The organism is Actinoplanes sp. CA-252034 (assembly GCF_050956125.1).
Classification (GTDB): Bacteria; Actinomycetota; Actinomycetes; order Mycobacteriales; family Micromonosporaceae; genus Actinoplanes.
Window position 1 is genome coordinate 8675078 of sequence record NZ_CP191846.1, and the last position, 21576, is coordinate 8696653.

Sequence of the window (21576 nt, forward strand, 5' to 3'; positions counted from 1 at the left end):
CGCCACGCCGCCGAGTCAGGCGAAGACGTCCTGCTGGTAGCGGCCGGCCGCCTCGAGTGAGCGCAACCACGCTTCCGCCTCGACCGCGGTTCCTCCGGTGTGGCGGCGGAAGATGGCGTACAGCTCGTCGCGGACCGCCGGGGCCATCCGGGCGCCGTCGCCGCAGAGGTAGATGTGGCCGCCCTGTTCGAGCAGCTCCCACACGGCGTCGCCCTGTTCGGCGAGGGCCTCCTGGACGAACCGGTGCGGATGGCCCTCGACGGCGGAGAAGGCCAGGTGCAGGTCGGTCACCCCGTCGGCGGCCCACTGCTCCATCTCGGCGCGGTACAGCCAGTCGTGCTCCGGGTGCCGGCAGCCGTAGAACAGCTTGGCGGGGCCACGGCCGGCCGTGCGGGCCCGCTCCTGGAGGAAGCCGCGCAGCGGGGCGAAGCCGGTGCCCGGACCGATCAGGATCATCGGGGTGGCCGGGTCGGCGGGCAGCCGGAACGGCGGTGCGGGGACCCGGACGTGACCGTAGAAGACGTCACCGGGCGACAGCTTGGCCAGGTACTGCGAGCACATGCCGCGGTAGCGCCCGTTGCCGGTCCGGGACGGGCCGTCGACCAGGCCCACGGTGATCGTCACGAGTGACGGGTCGACCGCCGGCGAGGACGAGATCGAGTAGAACCGCGGCTTGATCGTGCCGACCAGCTCGAGGAAGACCGCGAACGGCATCTCGATCGCGGGGAACCGCTCCAGCAGGGACAGCACCGAGACCCGTTTGGCGAGGATCTCGTCGGCGTACAGCTCGGCCGAGGTGGTCCACGTGGTCAGCTGGCGGGTCGTCCACGGGCACTCGGTGTGCTCGGCGAGAACCGCGATCTGGCTGCGGGTGGCCGGCTCCTGCAGCTCGACGAAGTCGGTGAGCAGCAGACCGGCGGTGACCGGCACGCCGATCGGCAGCCCGGTCGGGCGCTCCCCGGTCTGTCCGAGACGGATTACCAGGTCGCGGGAGACGCGCAGGGTGTGCAGCGCCCAGTCGACGAGCTCGGGGTCGTTCTTGGCGTAGACGGCCAGGTGGTCGCCGGCGGAGTAGGAGACGCCGTCGGGAAGCTGGACGGTGATCGCCTTGACGCCGGGCGGGGCGCCTCACGGCTGAAGTCCCAGAGCCCGGCCGGGTCGCCGACCAGCTCCTCCACCGACATGATCATGACCGGGTGCGCCTGGGTGGAGACGACGGCGGGACGGATCTGGTCCTCGCCGAGCACCTCGACGCTGTACCGGGGGCCGGTCTCGGTCTGGGACGCCGCACCGAACTCGGCGGCCAGTGCGCTCCACAGCCCGTTGAGCCAGGCCTGCGCCATGCCGTCGAAGTCACCGGCGGCGTCGGTCTCACCCCGGTCGACGATCGGCCGGGCGCCCGCGGCGGCGAGCTTGTCGAAGACGCGACGGGGGTACGCCTGGTAGGTCGCCCATTGGGTGTTGCCGTTGCCCAGCACCGCGAACCGCACCGAGTCGAGCGCGCCGGCCGGGATGTCGAGGGAGTCGAAGGCCTGCGCGTTGTCCGGCGCCTTGCCGTTGTAGCTGGAGGTGACGACGGTGAGGACGCCCTCGGCCGGCAGGTCGGCGGCCAGGTCGTCGAGCGTCTGCACGGTCACGTCGAACCCGGAGCGCCGTGCCCGGTCGGCGATCTGCTGGGCCAGGTCCTCCGACGTGCCCAGGTTGGACCCGTAGGCGACGCGTAGCCGTACCCCCGAAGCGTGAACCTCGGCCGTCTCGGACGCCGCGGCGACCGGCTCGTCGAAGGAGAGGCGCTCGTGCGGGAGACGGGGACGGACCCGCAACCGGAAGCCGTCGGGCTTGATGGTGAGGGTCTGCTTGATCTGCAGCCGGTGGCCGGCCGGGTCGGCGATGGCGAACCGCTGGAGCAGCATGGCGAGCGCGAGGCGGGCCTCGGTGAGCGCGAACTGACGGCCGATGCAGGCCCGTTCGCCGTTGCCGAACGGCTTGTAGGCGTGCGGGTGGTGCTGGGCCTTGGCCTCCGGCAGCCACCGGTCGATGTCGAACGTCTCCGGGTCGGACCAGGCTTTGGGGTGGGTGTGCAGCGGCTTGAGGATGACCGCGACCTTCTGGTGCGCGGGGATCTCATAGCGGCCGCCCAGCGTGGTCGCCTCCCGTGAGGCCAGGCCGATCGCGGTGATCGGCGAGTGCAGGCGCAGGGTCTCGTCGAGGATCCGCGGGATCACGTCGAGCTTCATGATCAGCTCGTAGGTGGGCACGGTGTCGCCGGGCAGGATCCGGTCGACTTCGGCGTAGGCCTGGGCCAGCACGTGCGGGTTGCGCATCAGGTGGTGCAGGGCGAAGGAGAGGGTGCCGCTGGTGGTCTCGTGGCCGGCGATCAGGAACGTGAGGACCTGGTTGCGGATGTTCTCGTCGGAGAGCCGGGCGCCGGTGAGCGGGTCGGCCGCCTCGAGCATCAGCCCGAGCAGGTCGTTCGCCTTCTCGCCGGAGGCCCGGCGGGCCCGGATCACCTCGTCGACCGTGTCCTGCATAACCGCGATATCCGATTTGTACGCCGCATCGGCCCGCTTCTTCAGCCCGGTGATCATCGGCAGCTGCCGGGTCCGGTTCATCGCCTCGGTCAGCGCGCTGCCCATGGCCTGCAGGAACGGGTGCAGCTCGGCCTGCTCGAAGGAGCGGAACTGCTGCCCGAACCCGGCGAGCGTGATGGTGTCGAGGGCGAGCCGGGTCATGTCGTCGGAGACGTCCACCTCGGAGCGGCCCGACCAGGCGCCGACCAGGTTCTCGGCGATCTCCAGCATCTGCGGGAAATACGCCTTCATCGACCGCTGACTGAAGGCCGGCAGCAGGATGCGGTGCGCCTGGCCCCACACCTCCTCACCTTCACGCGCGGTGAACAGACCGTCACCGGCGAAGTCGCGGACGTGCGCGAGCGGCGGGTCGATCGGCTTGTAGAACCGTGACTCGTCGCAGACCTCGGCGACCAGGTCGGGGTCGTGGACGAACACGACGTGCCGGCCGGCGAGGTTGAGGCGGTAGATGCCGTCGGGGTGCTGTGCGGCCAGGTCGGCGAAGAACCGGTGGGTGCCCTCCACCGGGACCTGCAGTCCATTGCCGACCAGCGGCAGTCCGCGGGGGGTGGGGATCGCGGCGCTCACGGGGGTTCCTCCTCAGCCATACGGTGTATGGCTACTACCATACGGCGTATGGCTGAGATCGTTAAATCTGGTGATCAACGTTTAACAAGGGCCGCAATCCTCCAAGCGGCGCTGAAAATCGTCGACACCGATGGCGTGGACGGGCTGAGCATGCGCAAACTCGCTGGCCAACTGGGTGTGAACCCGATGTCCATCTACCACCACGTGGAGAACAAGGCGGCCCTTCTGGACGGCTTGACCCGACTGGTCACCGATGGCGCACGTCACATCGCGGTCGGGGAGGGAACGTGGCAGCAACAACTACGCAATCTCGCGTACGAGTTCCGCTCGCTCAGCCTCGCCCACCGCCACCTGATCCGGTACGCCTTCACGAGTGACGACTTCATCCAGCGCGACGGCCCGATGTGGCGGACGCTCTGCACGGTGCTGCGCAGCGCCGGCCTGCCCGAGACCGAGGTGGAGCGCACCGGAGCGGTCCTGGCCGTTCTCGTCGGGGGCCTGCTGCACACCGAGGTCAACGGCACGATGCGGCGGCTCGTCGGCTCCGGGCAGGCCGAGGACGCCGGGTTCGCCCTCGCCGTGGACCTCTTGATCGACGGGGTGGCAGCCGCGGTCACGAGGTGACCTCACTATGAAGTCGAGATGAAGGGCCTGTGGAAGACCTGTGTCATGGCAGGTAGGCTCGGCCCCCGTTCCCCCGGCCGGTAACTTCATCTAGGTAGGACATGTCGGTCATCCACGACACTCAGTCTGCTCCTGCTCAGCAGGAGTCGGGCTCGCAGAGCCCTCGACCGCACCTGGGCTTCCGGCCGGACATCGAGGGCATGCGTGCCATCGCGGTGACCCTCGTCGTGCTCTCGCACGCCGGCATCACCAGCCTGGAGGGTGGCTATGTCGGCGTCGACGTCTTCTTCGTCATCTCCGGCTTCCTGATCACCACCCTGCTGCTCAAGGAGCTGAGCCGCACCGGGCGGGTGTCACTGGCCACCTTCTACGCCCGGCGCGCGACCCGGCTGCTGCCCGCCTCGACCGTGGTCCTGCTGGTCACCGTGGCGGCGGCCTGGCTGTGGCTGCCGGCCACCCGGTTCAAGTCGATATCGCTGGACGCGATCTACGCGACCTTCTACGGGATCAACTGGCGCCTGGCGAACGAGGGCGTCCAGTACATGAACGCCAGCGCCGAGCCGTCCCCCCTGCAGCACTTCTGGTCGCTCGCGGTGGAGGAGCAGTTCTACCTGGTCTGGCCGCTCCTGCTGCTCGTGTTCGCGCTTGTCTGGGGCAAGCGCCGGGCACCGGTGATCATCACGTTGGTGCTGGTCGTCGCGGTGTCTCTCACGGTGAGCGTCCTGCAGACCTCGACGTCGGCGCCATGGGCCTACTTCGGAGCCCACACCCGCGCGTGGGAGCTGGCGGTCGGCGCGCTGATCGCGGTCGGCGCGGCCCGCCTGGCCGGACTGCCGCGCGGGATCGCCGCCGCGATGACCTGGGCCGGCATGGTGGCCGTGGTCGTCTCGGCGTTCCTCTACGACGAGGAGACCCCGTTCCCCGGCTCGGCCGCGCTGCTGCCGGTGCTCGGCGCTGCCGCGATCATCGCCGGCGGCTGCTCCGCACCGAGCGGGGGCGCCGTGACACTCCTCCGGACGTGGCCGTTCCAGCAGATCGGCAAGTACTCGTACAGCTGGTACCTCTGGCACTGGCCGGTCCTCATGATCGTCCCGCACATGCTGGACGTCGAGCCGAACGTTCCGCTCAACCTCGGGCTGGCCGCCGGTGCGCTGGTGCTGGCGATCGGGTCGTACCACCTCATCGAGAACCCGGCCCGCAACCAGGCGTGGGTGAAGGCCAAGGCCCGCCGCGGCCTGGCCGTCGGCCTGGCGCTCTCCTGTTTCGCCGCGCTCTTCGCCCAGGCCGGCGCGATGAAGCCGCCGCAGCTGGCCAAGGGCGCCCCGGCGATCGACACCGCGAAGGCGGTCGCCGCCGCCGACGATCCCGAGGCCGAGCTCCAGCGGATCATCGCGGCCTCGGTCGGCACCGGCGAGTTGCCGTCCAACACCACGCCGAAGGTGCAGACCGCCGGGAAGGACAAGCCGGCCTACTACGACGCCGGCTGCCACCTCGACTTCCTGGACGCGGTCATGCCCGGTCAGTGCGTGTTCGGTGACCCGGCCGGCGCCCGCACGGTGGTCCTCTTCGGCGACTCGCACGCCGCGCACTGGTTCCCGGCGGTCGACAAGATCGCCAAGGAGCGCGGCTGGAAGCTGCTGGTCCGCACCAAGAGCGCGTGCAACGCCGCGTCGGTGCTGACCTTCAGTCCCGGGCTCAAGCGGGACTACACCGAATGCCAGACCTGGCGCGCGGAGGTGCTCACCGAGATCAAGCGGGCGCAGCCGTACCTCGTGGTCATCTCCTCCAGCGGCAACGAAGGCAACCCCGTGGTGGACGAAGCCGGCAACCGGCCGTCCGGCCCCGGTCTGGACGCCGAGTGGGTGAAGGGCTGGGAGACCACGTACCGCGCGCTCAAGGGCGGGAAGACCAGGCTGGTGCAGATCCGGGACACTCCGTGGCCCGGCTACAACGTGCCGGAGTGCATCGCCGAGCACTCCGAGAAGGTCGCCCGGTGTGCCGCGCGGCCGGCCACGTCCATCGTGCTGCCGGACCGGTACGAGCTCATCGCCTCGGCCGCGAAGAGCAACGGCGTCCAGATGATCGACGCGCTCTCCTGGTTCTGCACCGCGGACGCCTGCCCCGGCCTGGTCGGCAACGTTCTCGTGTGGCGCGACGACGACCACATCACCACGCGGTACTCCACGATGCTGGCCCCGCTGCTGTCGGCGCGACTGCCGAAGTAAACAGTTCGGAAACGGCCCCGCCACCGGTACGGAAGCACCGGGTGACGGGGCCGTTCCATGTTTTGATCAATCCGGGGTTACACGTCCGAAACTTCCACCTGCGAGCATTCCGTGGCGCGATCAGCAGGAGGTTCCCTTTGTTCCTCAGCCAGCACGAGCAGGAACGGCTGCTCATCCACGTCGCGGCCGACGTCGCCCAGCGGCGCCGCGACCGGGGCCTGCGCCTCAACTATCCGGAGGCCACGGCGATCATCACCGCCTTCCTCCTGGAGGGGGCGCGCGACGGGCGGACGGTGGCCGACCTGATGGACGCCGGCCGGCGTGTGCTCACCCGCGACGACGTCCTCGACGGTGTGCCCGAGATGCTGGCCGAGGTGCAGGTCGAGGCGACGTTCCCGGACGGCACCAAGCTCGTCACCGTGCACGGGCCGATCTCGTGACCGGCTCCGGCATCATCCCCGGCGAGATCCTCTTCGGCGACGGCGACATCGAGATCAACGCCGGGCGGCCGACCGTCGACCTGACCGTCCGCAACACCGGCGACCGGCCCGTGCAGGTCGGCTCACACTTCCACTTCGCCGAGTCCAACGCGGCCCTGGAGTTCGACCGGGCCGCCGCCTGGGGCCACCGGCTCGCCATCCCGGCCGGGACGTCGGTGCGCTTCGAGCCCGGCATCCCCCGCGATGTCACCCTTGTGGCGCTCGCCGGCAACCGCATCGTGCCCGGCCTGCGCGGCCTGGCAGGCGGGCCGCTCGACCAGCCACCGCCGCCGATCGAGCCCGACCCCACCGACATCGAGCCGGCCGGCTCCCTCGACGAGGACACCGGCGAGGGCGAGCACAACGGGAGCCCGCGATGACCTTTCTCGACCGGACTCGCTACGCGTCACTGCTCGGGCCCACCAAGGGTGACCGGATCCGGCTCGCCGACACCAACCTGCTGATCGAGATCGAGGAGGACCGCAGCTCCGGCCCGGTCCCCGGCGACGAGGTCGTCTTCGGTGGCGGCAAGGTGATCCGCGAGTCGATGGGCCAGGGCCGGGCCACCCGCGCCGAGGGCGCCCCCGACACCGTCATCACCGGTGTCGTCGTCCTCGACCACTGGGGCATCGTCAAGGCCGACGTCGGCATCCGCGACGGCCGGATCGTCGCCATCGGCAAGGCCGGCAACCCGGACACCATGGACGGTGTGCACCCCGAGCTGGTCATCGGCCCCGGCACGCAGATCCTCGCCGGCAACGGCAAGATCCTCACGGCCGGCGCGATCGACAGCCACGTGCACCTGATCAGCCCGACCATCCTGGACACCGCGCTGGCCGCCGGCATCACCACCATCATCGGCGGCGGCACCGGCCCGGACGAGGGCACCAAGGCCACCACCGTCACCCCGAACGCCTGGCACCTGGCCCGGATGCTCGAGTCCCTGGACACCTGGCCGATCAACGTGCTGCTGCTCGGCAAGGGCAACACGATGTCCGCCGAGTCCATGTGGGAGCAACTGCGCGGCGGCGCCGGCGGGTTCAAACTGCACGAGGACTGGGGCACCACGCCCGCCGCGATCGACGCCTGCCTCAAGGTGTGCGACGCGTCCGGGGTGCAGGTGGCGATCCACACCGACACCCTGAACGAGGCCGGGTTCGTCGAGGAGACGCTACGGGCGATCGCCGGGCGGTCCATCCACGCCTACCACACCGAGGGCGCCGGGGGCGGGCACGCGCCGGACATCATCACCGTCGCGTCACAACCGAACATCCTGCCGTCGTCGACCAACCCGACCCGGCCGTACACCCGTAACACCCTCAGCGAGCATCTGGACATGCTGATGGTCTGCCACCACCTGAACTCCTCGGTGCCGGAGGACCTGGCGTTCGCCGAGAGCCGGATCCGCCCGTCCACCATGGCCGCCGAGGACTACCTGCACGACCTGGGCGCCATCTCGATGATCGGGTCGGACTCGCAGGCCATGGGGCGGGTGGGCGAGGTGGTCACCCGTACCTGGCAGACCGCGCACGTCATGAAGGCCCGCGTCGGCGCCCTGCCCGGCGACGGCACGGCCGACAACAACCGGGCCAAGCGGTACGTCGCGAAGTACACGATCTGCCCGGCCCGGGCGCACGGCATGGACGCCCAGGTCGGCTCGGTCGAGGCCGGCAAGCTCGCCGACCTGGTCCTCTGGGACCCGGCGTTCTTCGGGGTACGCCCGGCGGTCGTCCTCAAGGGCGGCATGATCGCCTACGCGCAGATGGGCGACGCCAACGCCTCGATCCCGACCCCGCAGCCGATGCTGCCCCGGCCGATGTTCGGCTCCTACGGCGTGGTCCCGGCGCAGACGTCCGTCGCGTTCGTCGCCCCGGCCGCCATCGACGCCCTGCTCAGCGACCGGATCGGGGTGAAGCGGGCGCTGGTGCCGGTCGGCGACACCCGCTCGGTCGGCAAGGCGGACATGCCACTGAACGACGCCATGCCCCGCATCGAGGTCAAGGCCGACACGTTCGAGGTGCGCATCGACGGCCAGGTGATCGAGCCCGACCCGGTCGACGTGCTGCCGATGGCCCAGCGCTACTTCCTCTTCTGACATGCCGCGCCTCCCCCTCCACCTCGTCGCGGCGCGAACGGCGGTGGCGGCATGAGTCTTGCCGCGTTGCTGCTGCTCGCGGACGGACGCCTGCCCTCCGGTGGGCACGCGCACTCCGGTGGTCTCGAACCGCAGATCGCCGCCGGGCGGGTCCGGGACGTCGACGGGCTGGACGGGTTCCTGCGCGGCAGGCTCACCACCAGCGGCCTGGTCGCGGCCACCTTCGCGGCGGCCGCGTGCGCCGACGTGACGCGCGGCGCCGAGCTCGACGCCGGCCTGGACGTCCGGACCCCGTCGCCGGCGCTGCGCAGGGCGTCGCGGGCGCAGGGCCGGGCGCTGCTGCGGGCCGGGCGGGCGATGTGGCCGCTCCCCGTCATCGGCCGGGAACCCCACCAGCCGGTCGCGCTCGGCGTGCTGGCGGCGGCCGCCGGGCTGACACCGGCCGAGGCGGCGGTCGCCGCGGCACACGGCACGACCACCGGCTCGGCGAGCGCGGCGGTCCGGCTGCTCGGCCTCGACCCGTACGCGGTGCACGCCCTCCTGGCACGGCTCGCCCCCGAATGCGACCGGATCGCGGCGGTCGCGGCGGCCCGGTCCGGTGACCCGGTCGACGAGCTGCCGGCCGCGGGCGCACCCCTGCTCGACATCGGCGCCGAGCACCACGCCACGTGGGAGGTCCGCCTCTTCGCCTCCTGATCCCCATCCGCCACCCGCATCCCTGAAGGGCAGGAAGACCATGCATCCTGAACTGCACGAACACGGCCCCGACGAGGTGCCGCACACCCACCCCGAGCCGGGGGTGGACCCGCACGCGCCGCTGCACGGTGGGCCCCGCGCGCTGCGCATCGGCATCGGCGGCCCGGTCGGCTCGGGCAAGACCGCGCTGGTCGCGGCGCTGTGCCGGGCCCTCGGTGACGAGATCCGCCTGGCGGTGGTGACCAACGACATCTACACCACCGAGGACGCCGACTTCCTGCTGCGCAACGGCGTGCTCCCCCAGGAACGGGTCCGTGCCGTGGAGACCGGCTGCTGTCCGCACACCGCGATCCGCGACGACATCTCGGCCAACCTGGACGCCGTCGAGGATCTCGAGGAGAAGCTCGGCCCGCTCGACCTGGTCCTGGTGGAGAGCGGCGGCGACAACCTGACGGCGACGTTCAGCAAGGGGCTGATCGACCAGCAGATCTTCGTGGTCGACGTGGCCGGCGGCGACAAGGTGCCGCGCAAGGGCGGCCCGGGTGTGACCACCGCCGACCTGCTGGTGATCAACAAGACGGATCTGGCCCCACTGGTCGGCGCGGACCTGTCGGTGATGGACCGCGACGCGAAGGCGCGCCGCCACGAGCTGCCCACCGTCTTCCTGTCGCTGGCCGAGGACAAGCAGGCCACCCCGGTCGCCGACTGGATCCGCGGCCTGGTCGCGGCCCGGGTCTGAAGTGCGGGCGGAAGCCGGGATCGTCGCGGAGGACGACGGGCGGGGCGGAACCCGGCTCACCGTGCTCCGCGGCGAGTCGCCGCTGCTGCTGCGCCGGACCGGGCGGCCGGTCGACGGCGGGGTGACGGTTCATCTGGTCGGCGGCGCGGCGGGGCCGCTGCGCGGCGACGACCTGCGGCTCGATGTGGTGGTGGGCCCGGGCGCGCGGCTGGAGATCCTCAGCGTGGCGGCGTCGCTGGCGCTGCCGGGCCGGCCCGCGCCGCCGTCCCGGCTCACCGTCACCGTCTCGGTGGCGGCCGGCGGGACGCTGCGGTGGCTGCCGGAGCCGCTGATCGCGGCGGCGGGCTGCGACCACGACGTGGTGACACGGGTGGACGTGGCCGAGGGCGGGACGCTGCTGTGGCGCGACGATCTGGTCTGCGGGCGGCACCGGGAGGCGTCGGGCGCGGTTCGGGCGGACACCCTGATCCGGTACGCCGGGGTCGCCCTCTACCGCCACGAGCTGAGTGTCGGCCCGGGCGCTCCGGGCTGGGACGGCGCGGCGGTGCTCGGTGGCGGCCGGGCGATCGGCACGCTCGTCGCGGTGGGCGCCGACCTGCCCACGGCGGGCGTGCCCGCGCCGGACGCTGCGGTGATGCCACTGGCCGGGCCGGGTGTGCTCGCCACCGCCGTCGGCGACGACATCCGGGCGGTGCGGGCGGTGCTCGACCCCCTGTGCGCGCCTCGACAGGCCGCGGCCCTGCCCTGACCGGATCCGCCCTCAGCCGGTGACGCCGCCCGCGGCAGGACTGTCGAGGACACGGGGCGGTCCCCACACGTGACGCCGCCGCGGTTGGACCGGCGACCCGGTCCGCCCGCGGCGGGAGCGCGTCAGGCGGCGACCGCGATCGGCACGCCGTGACTGTCGGTCAGTGCCAGCCGTGTGTGCAGGCTGCCCTGCTGGGCCACCTTCGCGAAGTACTCGCTTCGGCGCCGTTGCAGGCAGCCCTTCCGGGTTCGGGGTCCACCCGCGGCCACGGTGAGCAGCTCCGGCGCGAGCGAGCTGTTCAGTCCCTCACGGAGCAGCCGTAGCGCCTCGGTGCGCAGCTGGGAGATCCGTGACTCGGTGACACCGAGCCGGGCCGCCACCTCGCTGAGCGGCTGTTCCTGCAGGAACGACTCCTGCACCACCTGGCGCAGGCGCTCCGGCAGCGCCTGGATGGCCTGGTGGAGGTAGCCGAGGCGCTCACGCTTGAGAAGCAGGTCCTCAGGGCCCTCGGACGTCTCCGGCACCATCTCCTCGGCAGCTCCGGTGGGGAAGCCCTGAAGGCTCAGCAGGGAGGCCTTCTGCACGTCGTCCTCGACGCTGGCCAGCTCGTTGACGCCGATGCCGAGCATCTCGGCCACCTCGGCGTCACTGGGCGTACGGCCGAGCGCGGCGGTGAGCTCCTGGCGGGCGGTGGCGGCACGCCGTGCCCGGGCCCGCACCGATCGGCTGGCCCAGTCCTGTCCGCGTAGCTCGTCGAGGAGCGCGCCCCGGATCCGGACCGCGGCGAAACGATGGAAGGGGATCCCGCGGGTCACGTCGAACGAACGAGCCGCCCCGAGCAGGGCCGCGAAGCCGGCTGACGAGAGGTCATCTGAGTGGACGTGGCCGGGCACCCGGTTGAGCAATTCCCGGACCAGATGGCCAACCATAGGCATGTTCTCGCGGATCAGGTCCTCGATGTCACGCGCGGACGGCGCATCGTGGATCATGCCGATGGTGGCGGGGAGTTCGGTCGTGGTGGTCACGTGGTCCTCCTCGCTGGTACTAACCGGCTGGTGAAACCGGCTTACGAGAAGAACAGTGGCCGTCTACGGGTGCAGCGTCAGGCGAACTTGGTTGCTTTTGTGGAGTTTTTTCATGAAAAACCTCAGGCCTGAGAGGACCACCACGGACCAATCAGGTTTGAACACGGAACCCGGCCGTGAAGCACGGCCGGGTTCGGTAGTTCGCCGACGTCAGTGCAGCACCGGGGCACGCATCGCCGACACCTCGGCCAGCTCCTCGTGAACCCACACCATCCGCTGCACCGCGATCTCCGGATGATCGCCGAACTCCTCCGCCACGCCGGCGGCACAGCCGTCACTGCCATACCGCAGGATCATCGCGGTGATCGCCTGCTCCACCGCCACCCGGGAGGGGCTCTGGGACGGCTGGAGATACGAGACGAAAAGCGCCTCGGCGGCCAGATCCTTCACTGCTGTGCTGATCATTTCTGTCGAACTCCCCGATGTCGACGACCTGCTTGAACTCGGCTGACACCATGACGTACCCGGGCTCTCGCCCATCATCCGCTCGGGTGCCAAACGGGCCGGCAGCCACGCCGTGCCAAAGTGCCGCAATCCGGACTCCCGGATCGGAGCAGAAGCGCCTGTCGGTCTCAGTTCACCGTAACGCGGATGTCGGACCTTCGGCCTCTGGTTTTCCGCCGCCGATCGGGTCTACTCCCCGTCCGTTCCTACGACCCGGTGATCGGGCACACGTCGACTTCGGCGTCGCAGTCGTCGTTCTTCGAGGGCGGCGGGGCGGGTGTGGTCGTGGTCTCGCCCACTCCCGGGTTGTCGGCGCTGGCCGGCGGCGCCGAGGGCGGCGGTGAGGGCGGCGGGGGCGTGGTCGTCGTCTCGGTGGTGCCCGGCGTCGTGGCGCTGGAGCCCGGGCTCGGGTTACCGGGAGGCTTGGCCGTGCCGGTCCGCGACGGCGAGGGATTGATGATCACGTTGCCGCTCGGGCCGATCGAGATCCCCGGCGACACCACCGGGTCACCGAAGCGGACGTCACCGTTGTCCAGGTGCTCGACCGGCAGGGACGGCTTGCCGGGCTCGGCCGACACATACGTCTCGCAGGTCTGGTCGTTGAGCTTGAACACCATCGGGGCCGCGTTGCTCTCGATGTAGCGCCCGGTGATCTGCATGGTGGTGGTGCGCTGCGGCTTGATCGAGGCCTTCGAGGTCACCCGGACCTCCCGGTCCTCCTGGGTGAGGGCGACCTTGCCGTTGCCGGAGAGCGTCTGGTCACCGGGCAGCAGGAACCACAGGTCCCACCGGTCGAGCGAGACCTCCGCACGGTTGGCCAGGGTCACCTGCGCCTTGAACTTGCCGCCGGTGTCCGACCAGACCGCGTAGCTGACCACACAGTCCCCGGTCGCCGGGACGACGGCGGGACCGGGAGTGCCCGCGGCCTGCGGTGTGCCGGTCCGGGGCTGGCCCAGAGCCGTCCACCCGTAGGTGAGCGCGCTCAGCACGGCGACCGTGCCGGCGACCACGACGATCCGCCGGGCCCGCGCCCGGGTGCGGCTCGGCGGCCGGCCGGCGGGTGGGGCCGTCGACGGGCCACCGGCGCCGGGCCGCAACGGCGGAGTCGCCGACGGGGTACGGGCGGGCGGCGCCGAATACGGCTCGGTCCCGGCGGTGGCGAGCTGCTGCACCGGCTCGGGAGCGGTGGCCGCGTCCGTGCCCACGGTGGGCTGCCCACCGGCCGCCATGCTCGCGGCGGCGGCCGCCGGGCCGAACCCGGAGTACGGATACCCGGAAGGCAGGATGAAGGTGTCCTCGCCGTCCTCCCAGGCCGCCTCGAACCCGGAGGTGACCAGTGGCGCGCCGGCGGAGATGGTGGCCAGCACGCCGGCCAGCTCCGCGCTGGACGGCCGGTCGCCGGGGTGCTTCTCCAGGCAGCGGGCGATCAGCGCGTCGACCGACCGGGGCAGGCCGTCGACCGGGGGCAGCGGCTCGGGCTCCACATACTGGTGGGCGCGCAGCAGGGCGGTGGTGGTGCCGACGTCCCACGGCAACTGGCCGATCAGCATCCGGTAGATCAGCAGGCCGACCGCGTAGACGTCGGTGGCCGGGCTGACCTGGCCGCCCTCCAGCCGCTCGGGGGCGAGGTAGGCCGGGGTGCCCATCAGGCTGCCGTCGGGGTCGGTGTCGTTCTCCCCGATCAGGGCCGAGATGCCGAAGTCGACCACCTTGGCGCCGGACGGGGTGAGCATCACGTTGGCCGGGGTCACGTCACGGTGCACGATGCCCCGCGCGTGGGCCGACGCCAGGGCGGCCGCGACCTCGGCGGCGATCCGGGCCGCGGTGGGCCACGGCAGCGTCCGCACCCGGGCCAGGACGGCAGCAAGCGACTCGCCGTCCACGAGCTCCATCACGACGTACGGCACCGGCTCGCCGTCGACGGTGGTGGCCTCGCCGTAGTCGTACACGTTGGTGATGTGCGGATGGGTGAGCCGCGCCGCGGCCTGTGCCTCCGCGCGCAGCCTGCGCCGGAACGACGGGTCGGCGCTGGTCGACGGTGGAAGGACCTTCACCGCGACCTGGCGACCGAGGACTTCGTCGAACCCTCGCCACACCACTGACATCCCGCCGGCGCCGAGGCGCTCGACCAGTCGGTATCGACCGGCGAGCAATCCCGAGCCGGGCAGGTCCGCCGTGCTCATGTGCCCCCACATGCGCGCTTCAAGAGGAAACGCCGGACTGCACCGCCATGCCGTCCGACGCCGGGCGAGTCGGGCCCGACCACCGGACTCCGAGCATCCCCCATCGACGGCGAGGATGTTAGTCCCTAACAGCCGTCAGTTCGAGCCGTCACTACGCGGCCGACCTGCGCGTCATCACCCTCCGTCGGCCTGCATGATGCCCCCTATAGAGGGACGCTACGAGCACAGAGTGACCGACGGGGCACCTAATGTCCGCTTCGTCAGAACTTCCGCTCTCCACCAATCGGGTGAGCACCGGACAGAAGGCCTCACCCGGGGTCAATGGATCACTACCCAGCGAGATCAAGTCTGTCCATGATCTGTCAACCGCGAACGGGTGCTCCGGTGCGCCGCAGTGCCGGATGCCGGGACGGCAGCGCCGCCACGCCGGCCCGCACCGGCATCCCCGGCGCCGGGACCGCTCCCAGCTCGGTCAGGCAGGCCCGCATCGGCGCCCACTTCTCATAGATCACGAGGACCACCTCGCCGGGGACGGCGAGCCGCAGCGCCGCGGTCACGGCGTCGCGGTAGCCGTCCGCCCGGACCGCGGTCAACTGCGGGCGGCGGGCCCGCATCTCGCGTTCCACCAGGCCGGACACCTCGCCCGGCGCGCGGCCCCGCGGGTCGGCGTCGTCGTAGAGCACCACCCGGGTCAGGCCGTCGGCCAGCACCTGCGCCGAGGCGGCCAGCAGGTCGTCGCGACGGTCCCCGGGCAGCGTCACCGCGGCCACGCAGCGCTCCGGGCCCCACAGCCGGTGCAGGGTGCGCAGCGTGGCGGCCAGGGCGGCCGGATTGTGCGCGTAGTCCACGAACAGCGAGACGTCGCCGAGGCGGAACAGGGTGCCACGGCCCGGGTTCGCGACGGCGGGATCGAACTCGGCGAGCCGGTCGGCCAGATTCTCCGGGCGTGCGCCGAGCGCGCGGGCGGCGGCGATCGCGGCGAGCGTGTCGGCCGCCACGTGCAGAGCCGCTCCGCCGTACGCCCCCGGCACCTCGGCCAGCCGCACCAGAGGCATCCGCCGCGCCCCGGTGGCCTGCACCAGCCAGCCGTCGTGCAGAACGTAGGCGGCCCCGCCCCGGGCCATGTGCTCGGTCAGCACAGGGCTCTGCGCGTCCAGCGAGAACCAGATCAGGCGCTTGCGGTCGGCTCGCACCCGGGGACGGCCGGCGATGCTGCGTACCCACGGGTCGTCGGCGTTGAGGACCAGCGTCCCGCCGTCCCGGACCCGCTCGGCCACCACCGCCTTGACGTGCGCGAGGTCCTCCACCGAGTCGAGCCCGTCCTGGCCGAGGTGGTCGGCGGTGATGTTGGTGATCACCCCGACGTCCGACCAGTCGTAGCCGAGACCGCGCCGGAGCAGGCCGCCACGGGCCGTCTCGAGCACCGCCACCTCGACGTGCGGGTCGCCGAGCACCATCTGCGCCGACCGTGGACCGGTGGCGTCGGCGACCTGGACCGTACGCCCGTCGATGACCACCCCGTCGCTGCTGGCCACCCCGGCCCGCATGCCGCTGCCGGAGAGCAGGTGGGCGACCAGCCGGGTGACCGTCGTCTTGCCGTTGGTGCCGGTGACCGCGACCGCCGGGATCCGCCCGTCCGAGCCGCCGGGGAACATCGCCCGCACGATGGCGTCGCCCACGTCCCGGGCCCGGCCGTGCGCGGGCGCCAGGTGCATGCGCAGCCCCGGCACGGCGTTGACCTCGATCACCCCGGCGGTGACCGGCTCGGTCCCGGGCTGCAGCGGGTCGCCGATGTCCGGCAGCCGCAGGTCGATGCCGGCGATGTCCAGGCCGGTGAGGGCGACGATCCGCTGGCACAGCCGGGTCACGTCCGGATGCACCTGGTCGGTGACGTCGCGGCTGGTCCCGCCGGTGGACAGGTTCGCGGTGTCGCGCAGCCACACCGTGGCGCCGTCGGCCGGGACCGACTCTCGGGTCAGCCCGGCCCGCCGCAGCACCCGGTCGGTGACGCCGTCCAGGTCGATCCGGGTCAGCACCCGGGAGTGCCCGGGCCCGCGCCGTGGATCGGCGTTGACCTGTCTCACCAGCTCGGCGACGGTGGCCGTGCCGTCGCCGACGACGTGCGCGGCGACCCGCTCGGCGGCCGCCACCACCTCGCCCGAGACCACCAGCACCCGGTAGTCGCGGCCCTCGAGCTGCTCCTCCACCACGGCCTCGCCACCGACCGCGGCGAACGCCTCGGCCACCTCGTCCGCGGTGGTCAGGTGCAGGGCCACATCGCGGCCCTGGCGGCCGTGCCGGGGCTTCACCACGACCGGCGCGGTCAGCTCGCCGAACAGCCGCAGAGCGTCCTGGACGGTGGCCGCGGCGCCGCCCGGGGCGACCGGGATGCCGGCCTCGTCGAGCAGCCGCCGGGTGACGTGCTTGTCCCCGGCGATGTCCACCCCGACGGCGCTGGTCCGGTCGGTCATCGCGGCCCACGCCAGCCGCCTGCGGTGGCCCCAGCCGAGCCGGATCAGGCTGAGGTCGTCGAACCGCTCCACCGGGATGCCGCGGCGCCGGGCGGCCGCGATGATGGACCGGGTGCTCGGCCCGGTGGCCTCGCGCTCGGCCAGGTCGGCGAGGCCGGTGAGCCGGCGGGTCAGCACGGCGGCGGACGGGCCGACGCCCCCGTGCACCTCGAGGACCAGGTCGATCGCGGCCCGCAACAGCTCACCGGGCACCGGCGACTCGGGGGACTCGTCGACCGGGCACTCCATGATCACGTCGTAGGCGCCCGTCTCCCCGGCGCCGACGGTCCGGCCGAAACTGACGTCCCGCCCGATCAGCTGGGAGAGCTCGATGGCCACGTGCTCGCAGACGTGCCCGAAATAGGTGCCGCCGCGCAGCCGGCTGACGAAGCCGCCGGGCACTCCGGCGGCGCAGTGGTGCTCGGCGAGGCCCGGCATCGCCCGCAGCAGGCGCTCGGTGAACCCGGTGACGTCGGAGGTCTCCACCCCGGCCAGGTCGCCGAGGAGGAGCCGGGCCACCACGGCGGGCCGGGAGAGGTAGACGTTGGGGCCGCGTAGACGGCGCAGGCTTTCGATCTTCATGCGGCTCGTTCCCGTTCTGGGGAAGGCGGGCCGGTGACCGGTCGGCGGCCCGTGAGGTGAAAGGTGCAGCCGGCCGGCAGCACGTGGATCCGGGCTCCGGCGAGCGCGATCGGCCCGGACGGCGGAACCTGGATGTCGGTGGCGGCGCCGGCGTCGACCACCGTCACCGCCCCACTGCCGAGGACCTCGAAACTGTCGCCTCCGGTCAGGATGGCGGTGTCCTCGTCGATGCCCACGCCCAGCTCATGGGGGTAGCGGGCGACCGCGCTGAGCAGCCGGTTGATCCGGCCGCGCTCGGCGAAATGCTGGTCGATCAACACGCACGGCAGGAACTCGAGGCCCGGCCCGGTGCGCACGCTGTCCGCGGCCACTCCCGGCCGGTCCCCACCGGTGATCATGGTGGCGGACATCATCGCCGCGCCCGCGCTGGTCCCGGCCAGCACCACCCGGCCCTCGCCGACCAGCGCGTGCAGGAGGGTGTCCACGGCGGTGCCGCCCAGGGCGGTGATGATGCGCTCCTGGTCCCCGCCGGTGAAGAAGACCCCGGTCGCCTGCCGCAGCACGGCCTCGGCCCCGGGGGCGTTCGCGTCGGCACGGCAGGCGAGTCGCAGGGCACGGACGGCGCCGGCGCCGAGACCCTCGAACCTTTCGCGGTACGCCTTCTCGGTCGTCTCCGGCGATTCACTGGCCGTCGCGATCACGACGATCCGGGCGTCGGCCGACCCGGCCAGCTCGACGAACCGGCCCAGCAGGGCGGGGCCGGCAGCTCCGCCCATGATCAACAGCCGGCTGTTCCCCTCCACACTGCTGAGGTTAATCGGAACAAAACCGAAACATCCGGTCAATACGAATGCGGCTCAGCTTTCGCCGTGCTTCTTCCGCCGCGCCTCGCGCCTCTCCTCGAACCGCGCCGCCTGGGTCTCCAGCTCGCTCATCTGCGCGGCCAGCTCCTCGCGGGCCCGCTCGCCGTCACCGCGCAGATCGGTGCGGTCCCACACGTTCCACTGACGCAACACCGGCGCCAGCACCTCGTCACGGTGCTGGCGCAGGTCGTAGATGCCGGCCAGCGCGATCAGGACCGCCTTGCGGCCGAACCCGGCGATGTTCGCGCCGGGCATCTGGAAGTTCGCCGTCACGTTCGCCACCGCACGCATCGCCTGGTCCGGCGCCAGCTCGAAGGCCGCCGCGAGCAGATTGCGGTAGAAGACCATGTGCAGGTTCTCGTCGGCCGCCACCCGGGCGAGCAGCTGCTCGGCGATCGGGTCCCCGGTCGCCTTGCCGGTGTTGCGGTGCGAGATACGGGTGGCCAGCTCCTGGAACGCCACGTAGGCGAGCGAGTGCATGATCTCGTGGCCGTGGACGTTCACGTACCCGGCCTGCATGTGGTCCATCCGGGCCCGCTCCAGCTCGGCCGGGTCCACACCGCGGGTGACGGTCAGGTAGTCACGGATCGCGATACCGTGCCGCCCCTCCTCCGCCGTCCACCGGTGCACCCACGTGCCCCAGGCCCCGTCCCGGCCGAAGAGCGTGGCGATCTCGTGGTGGTACGAGGGCAGGTTGTCCTCGGTCAGCAGGTTGACGATCAGCGCGGTCCGCGCCACGTCCGGCAGCTTCGAGTCGTCGGTCCGCCACGGCTCCCCGCCGAGCAGCCCGTCGAAGGTGCGCCCCTCGCTCCACGGCACGTACTCGTGCGGGAACCACTCCTTGGCGAGCGCCAGGTGCCGGTCGAGGTTGGTCGCGACGACGGGCTCCAGCTCGATCAGCAGCGCGGTCTGGTCCAGCGGCATCCGCTCACGGTAACCGCCGGACCCGACTTACGCAGCGTCAGCGCGCTGACACGCCCGGATAGAGATCATCGGCCGGCGGCGCCCAGGTCGCCGGGTCCGCCTCCACCTGCTCCCCGGAGCGGATGTCCTTGACCGTGTCCGGCTCCCCGGGGAACCAGACGAACGGGATCCCCGGCGGTCGGCGTACTGGATCTGCTTGCCGAATTTCGCCGCCGTCGGCGCCACCTCGGTCGCGATGCCCCGGCGGCGCAGCGACGACGCGATCCGGTCGCACTCGACCCGCTTGTCGTCACTGGCCAGGGCGATCACGACACACGTCGGCACCGACCGCGAGACGGTCAGCGCGTCCTGGCCGAAGAGCAGGCCGAGCAGCCGCGACACCCCGATCGAGATGCCGACGCCCGGGAAGCGGGTGTTGCCCACCGAGGCCAGGTTGTCGTAACGGCCTCCGGAGGTGATCGAGCCGAACCGCTCGTACCCCTGGAGCATCGTCTCGTAGACCGTGCCGGTGTAGTAGTCCAGCCCGCGCGCGATCTTCAGCTCGGCGCGGACCAGGCCGGGCGCGTGCTCGTTGGCCGTCTCGACGACCTGGAGCAACTCGGCCAGACCCTCGTCGAGCAGCGGGTCGGTGACCCCGAGAGCACGCACCCGGTCGGCGAACGAGCCGTCGGTCGCCGAGATCTCCGCCAGGGCCAGGCACGCGGCGGCCTGGGCGTCGGTGGCGCCGGCCGTCTCGACCAGGGCGGCGGCCACCTTCTCCGGGCCGATCTTGTCGAGCTTGTCGACCGTACGCAGAACCTGCGCCGTGTCGGCGAGGCCGAGGCCCCGGTAGAAGCCCTCGCAGACCTTGCGGTTGTTGACCAGGATCGTCGCGGCCGGGATGGGCAGCGACCTGAAGACGTCACCGATCACCAGCGGCATCTCGGTGTCGAAGTGGAACGGCAGGGTGTCCCGGTTCACCACGTCGATGTCGGCCTGCAGGAACTCGCGATAGCGGCCCTCCTGCGGGCGCTCCCCGCGCCACACCTTCTGGATCTGGTAGCGCTTGAACGGGAACTGCAGCTTCCCGTGGTTCTCACCGACGAACCGTGCGAACGGGACGGTCAGGTCGAAGTGCAGCCCGAGCTGGTCCTCCCGCTTCGCGTTCTCCTCCTCCTGGAGGCGGTGCAGCAGGTAGACCTCTTTGGAGGTCTCGCCCTTGCTGAGCAGGGTCTCCAGCGGCTCGACGGCGCGCGTCTCCAGGGACGCGTAGCCGTACAGCTCGAAGGTGGACCGGATCTTGTCGAGCACCTGCTGCTCGATGATGCGCTGGGACGGCAGCCACTCGGGAAAGCCGGAAATGGGCACTGATGTCTCTTCTCTACAGGAAGCGACCGGGCGCGGCGATCAGGTCCCGCAGGTACGGGTTGGACGCGCGCTCACGGCCGATGGTGGTGGCCGGTCCGTGGCCGGGCAGCACGACGGTGTCGTCGGCCAGCGGCAGGACCTTGTCCCGCAGGCTGGCCATCATCGTCGGGGTGCTGCCACCCGGCAGGTCGGTGCGCCCGATCGAGCCCGCGAAGAGCACGTCCCCGGAGAGACAGAGCTCCTCCGCATCCCACGAGGAGCCCGCGCCCGGCAGGCGGAACAGCACCGACCCGCCGGTATGGCCCGGCGCGTGGTCGACGGTCACCTCGATGCCCGCGATGGTGAGGACCATGCCGTCGGCCAGCTCCGCCACGTCGTCCGGCTCGGTGTAGGGCAGGCGTCCGCCGAACATCGAGGTCAGATCGGCGCTCAGGCCCTTCGCCGGGTCGGCCAGCATCTCCCGGTCGCCGGGGTGCACGTAGGCCGTGATGCCGCGTGCGCCGCAGACCGGCGCCACCGAGAAGGTGTGATCCAGGTGGCCGTGCGTGAGCAGGACCGCCGCCGGCGACAGGCGGTGCTGCGCCAGGGTCTGCTCGAGCTGGTCGAGCACGCCGATGCCCGGGTCGACCACCAGACACTGCTCTCCCGGACCGGCGGCGACCACGTAGCAGTTGGTGCCGAAGGCCTGGGCCGGAAAGCCGGTGACGAGCACGGTGGCAACCTCTCAGCGATCGGGTGCGAATCGTAACGAGAGTAGCCGGGCGGGCGCACGCCACTTTCTCAGGAGGTACCCGTACACTCTTGCGGGCGTGTGGCGTGCCGCACCCCTTGACATACAGAGGTGCTCCTGTGATTCCGGGCAGGCGTTCCTGTG

17 protein-coding genes and 1 pseudogene are annotated in these 21576 nt (G+C 71.6%); 8 read left to right on the plus strand and 10 right to left on the minus strand.

Going from position 1 to position 21576, the window contains the following annotated elements; all coding sequences use genetic code 11:
* Nucleotides 1-15: 15 nt before the first annotated feature.
* Together ACQPZW_RS39285 and ACQPZW_RS39290 are read right to left on the minus strand one after the other, a co-directional pair.
* The gene (locus ACQPZW_RS39285; RefSeq protein ID WP_433797748.1) at nucleotides 16-1056 is read right to left on the minus strand and encodes a hypothetical protein; all 1041 of its coding nucleotides are present in this window, start codon (nucleotides 1054-1056) and stop codon (nucleotides 16-18) included.
* Entirely contained in the window at nucleotides 978-3158 is a 2181-nt protein-coding gene (locus ACQPZW_RS39290; protein ID WP_433791095.1) for a cytochrome P450, read from the minus strand. Before ACQPZW_RS39290 ends, ACQPZW_RS39285 begins: the two co-directional genes overlap by 79 nt.
* 48 nt (nucleotides 3159-3206) lie before the next feature.
* Here ACQPZW_RS39290 and ACQPZW_RS39295 point away from each other — a divergent pair, with 48 nt between their 5' ends.
* From ACQPZW_RS39295 to ACQPZW_RS39330, 8 genes are all read left to right on the plus strand, one after another.
* Nucleotides 3207-3782 (plus strand): TetR family transcriptional regulator, encoded by a 576-nt coding sequence (locus ACQPZW_RS39295; RefSeq protein WP_433791096.1) that lies wholly within the window; start codon nucleotides 3207-3209, stop codon nucleotides 3780-3782.
* 101 nt (nucleotides 3783-3883) lie between these two features.
* On the plus strand, nucleotides 3884-6007 hold the full coding sequence (locus ACQPZW_RS39300) for an acyltransferase family protein (RefSeq protein WP_433791097.1): 2124 nt from the start codon (nucleotides 3884-3886) through the stop codon (nucleotides 6005-6007).
* 137 nt (nucleotides 6008-6144) lie between these two features.
* Nucleotides 6145-6447 (plus strand): urease subunit gamma, encoded by a 303-nt coding sequence (locus tag ACQPZW_RS39305; RefSeq protein WP_433791098.1) that lies wholly within the window; start codon nucleotides 6145-6147, stop codon nucleotides 6445-6447.
* Complete coding sequence (locus ACQPZW_RS39310; protein ID WP_433791100.1) at nucleotides 6444-6866, plus strand: urease subunit beta; 423 nt, start codon at nucleotides 6444-6446, stop codon at nucleotides 6864-6866. Before ACQPZW_RS39305 ends, ACQPZW_RS39310 begins: the two co-directional genes overlap by 4 nt.
* On the plus strand, nucleotides 6863-8581 hold the full coding sequence (locus tag ACQPZW_RS39315; protein WP_433791101.1) for an urease subunit alpha: 1719 nt from the start codon (nucleotides 6863-6865) through the stop codon (nucleotides 8579-8581). Before ACQPZW_RS39310 ends, ACQPZW_RS39315 begins: the two co-directional genes overlap by 4 nt.
* A 51-nt stretch (nucleotides 8582-8632) precedes the next feature.
* Entirely contained in the window at nucleotides 8633-9277 is a 645-nt protein-coding gene (locus tag ACQPZW_RS39320; RefSeq protein ID WP_433791102.1) for an urease accessory protein UreF, read from the plus strand.
* A 40-nt stretch (nucleotides 9278-9317) separates the two neighbouring features.
* Nucleotides 9318-10016 (plus strand): urease accessory protein UreG, encoded by a 699-nt coding sequence (gene ureG, locus ACQPZW_RS39325; RefSeq protein ID WP_433791103.1) that lies wholly within the window; start codon nucleotides 9318-9320, stop codon nucleotides 10014-10016.
* A gap of 1 nt (nucleotide 10017) precedes the next feature.
* Entirely contained in the window at nucleotides 10018-10764 is a 747-nt protein-coding gene (locus tag ACQPZW_RS39330; protein ID WP_433791104.1) for an urease accessory protein UreD, read from the plus strand.
* A gap of 122 nt (nucleotides 10765-10886) precedes the next feature.
* Here the strand turns inward: ACQPZW_RS39330 and ACQPZW_RS39335 are convergent, their stop codons facing one another.
* The 8 genes and pseudogenes from ACQPZW_RS39335 to ACQPZW_RS39370 form a co-directional block, all read right to left on the minus strand.
* On the minus strand, nucleotides 10887-11789 hold the full coding sequence (locus ACQPZW_RS39335; RefSeq protein ID WP_433791105.1) for a sigma-70 family RNA polymerase sigma factor: 903 nt from the start codon (nucleotides 11787-11789) through the stop codon (nucleotides 10887-10889).
* Between the two features lie 210 nt (nucleotides 11790-11999).
* Nucleotides 12000-12254, minus strand: coding sequence for a hypothetical protein (locus ACQPZW_RS39340; RefSeq protein ID WP_433791106.1), 255 nt, complete (start codon nucleotides 12252-12254; stop codon nucleotides 12000-12002).
* Between the two features lie 245 nt (nucleotides 12255-12499).
* Nucleotides 12500-14476: a protein kinase domain-containing protein gene (locus tag ACQPZW_RS39345; protein ID WP_433791107.1), complete on the minus strand. Its 1977-nt coding sequence runs from the start codon at nucleotides 14474-14476 to the stop codon at nucleotides 12500-12502.
* Between the two features lie 362 nt (nucleotides 14477-14838).
* Nucleotides 14839-17568: a cyanophycin synthetase gene (cphA, locus tag ACQPZW_RS39350; RefSeq protein ID WP_433791108.1), complete on the minus strand. Its 2730-nt coding sequence runs from the start codon at nucleotides 17566-17568 to the stop codon at nucleotides 14839-14841.
* Nucleotides 17565-18371: a cyanophycinase gene (locus tag ACQPZW_RS39355; protein ID WP_433791109.1), complete on the minus strand. Its 807-nt coding sequence runs from the start codon at nucleotides 18369-18371 to the stop codon at nucleotides 17565-17567. The genes cphA and ACQPZW_RS39355 overlap by 4 nt, the downstream gene beginning before the upstream one ends.
* A 54-nt stretch (nucleotides 18372-18425) precedes the next feature.
* Nucleotides 18426-19355 (minus strand): acyl-ACP desaturase, encoded by a 930-nt coding sequence (locus ACQPZW_RS39360; protein ID WP_433791110.1) that lies wholly within the window; start codon nucleotides 19353-19355, stop codon nucleotides 18426-18428.
* Between the two features lie 37 nt (nucleotides 19356-19392).
* Nucleotides 19393-20702, minus strand: a pseudogene (gene hisS / locus ACQPZW_RS39365) (histidine--tRNA ligase).
* Nucleotides 20703-20715: 13 nt separating this feature from the next.
* Nucleotides 20716-21414: an MBL fold metallo-hydrolase gene (locus ACQPZW_RS39370; RefSeq protein WP_433791111.1), complete on the minus strand. Its 699-nt coding sequence runs from the start codon at nucleotides 21412-21414 to the stop codon at nucleotides 20716-20718.
* Between the last annotated feature and the right edge of the window lie 162 nt (nucleotides 21415-21576).

Excerpts from the sequence above, each read along its gene's own strand:
- ACQPZW_RS39320 (WP_433791102.1), top strand. The coding sequence starts at position 8,633 with ATGAGTCTTGCCGCGTTGCTGCTGCTCGCGGACGGACGCCTGCCCTCC.
- ureG (WP_433791103.1), top strand. The coding sequence starts at position 9,318 with ATGCATCCTGAACTGCACGAACACGGCCCCGACGAGGTGCCGCACACC.
- ACQPZW_RS39315 (WP_433791101.1), top strand. The coding sequence starts at position 6,863 with ATGACCTTTCTCGACCGGACTCGCTACGCGTCACTGCTCGGGCCCACC.
- ACQPZW_RS39360 (WP_433791110.1), bottom strand. The coding sequence starts at position 19,355 with ATGCCGCTGGACCAGACCGCGCTGCTGATCGAGCTGGAGCCCGTCGTC.
- ACQPZW_RS39295 (WP_433791096.1), top strand. The coding sequence starts at position 3,207 with ATGGCTGAGATCGTTAAATCTGGTGATCAACGTTTAACAAGGGCCGCA.
- ACQPZW_RS39300 (WP_433791097.1), top strand. The coding sequence starts at position 3,884 with ATGTCGGTCATCCACGACACTCAGTCTGCTCCTGCTCAGCAGGAGTCG.
- ACQPZW_RS39340 (WP_433791106.1), bottom strand. The coding sequence starts at position 12,254 with ATGATCAGCACAGCAGTGAAGGATCTGGCCGCCGAGGCGCTTTTCGTC.
- ACQPZW_RS39345 (WP_433791107.1), bottom strand. The coding sequence starts at position 14,476 with ATGAGCACGGCGGACCTGCCCGGCTCGGGATTGCTCGCCGGTCGATAC.
- cphA (WP_433791108.1), bottom strand. The coding sequence starts at position 17,568 with ATGAAGATCGAAAGCCTGCGCCGTCTACGCGGCCCCAACGTCTACCTC.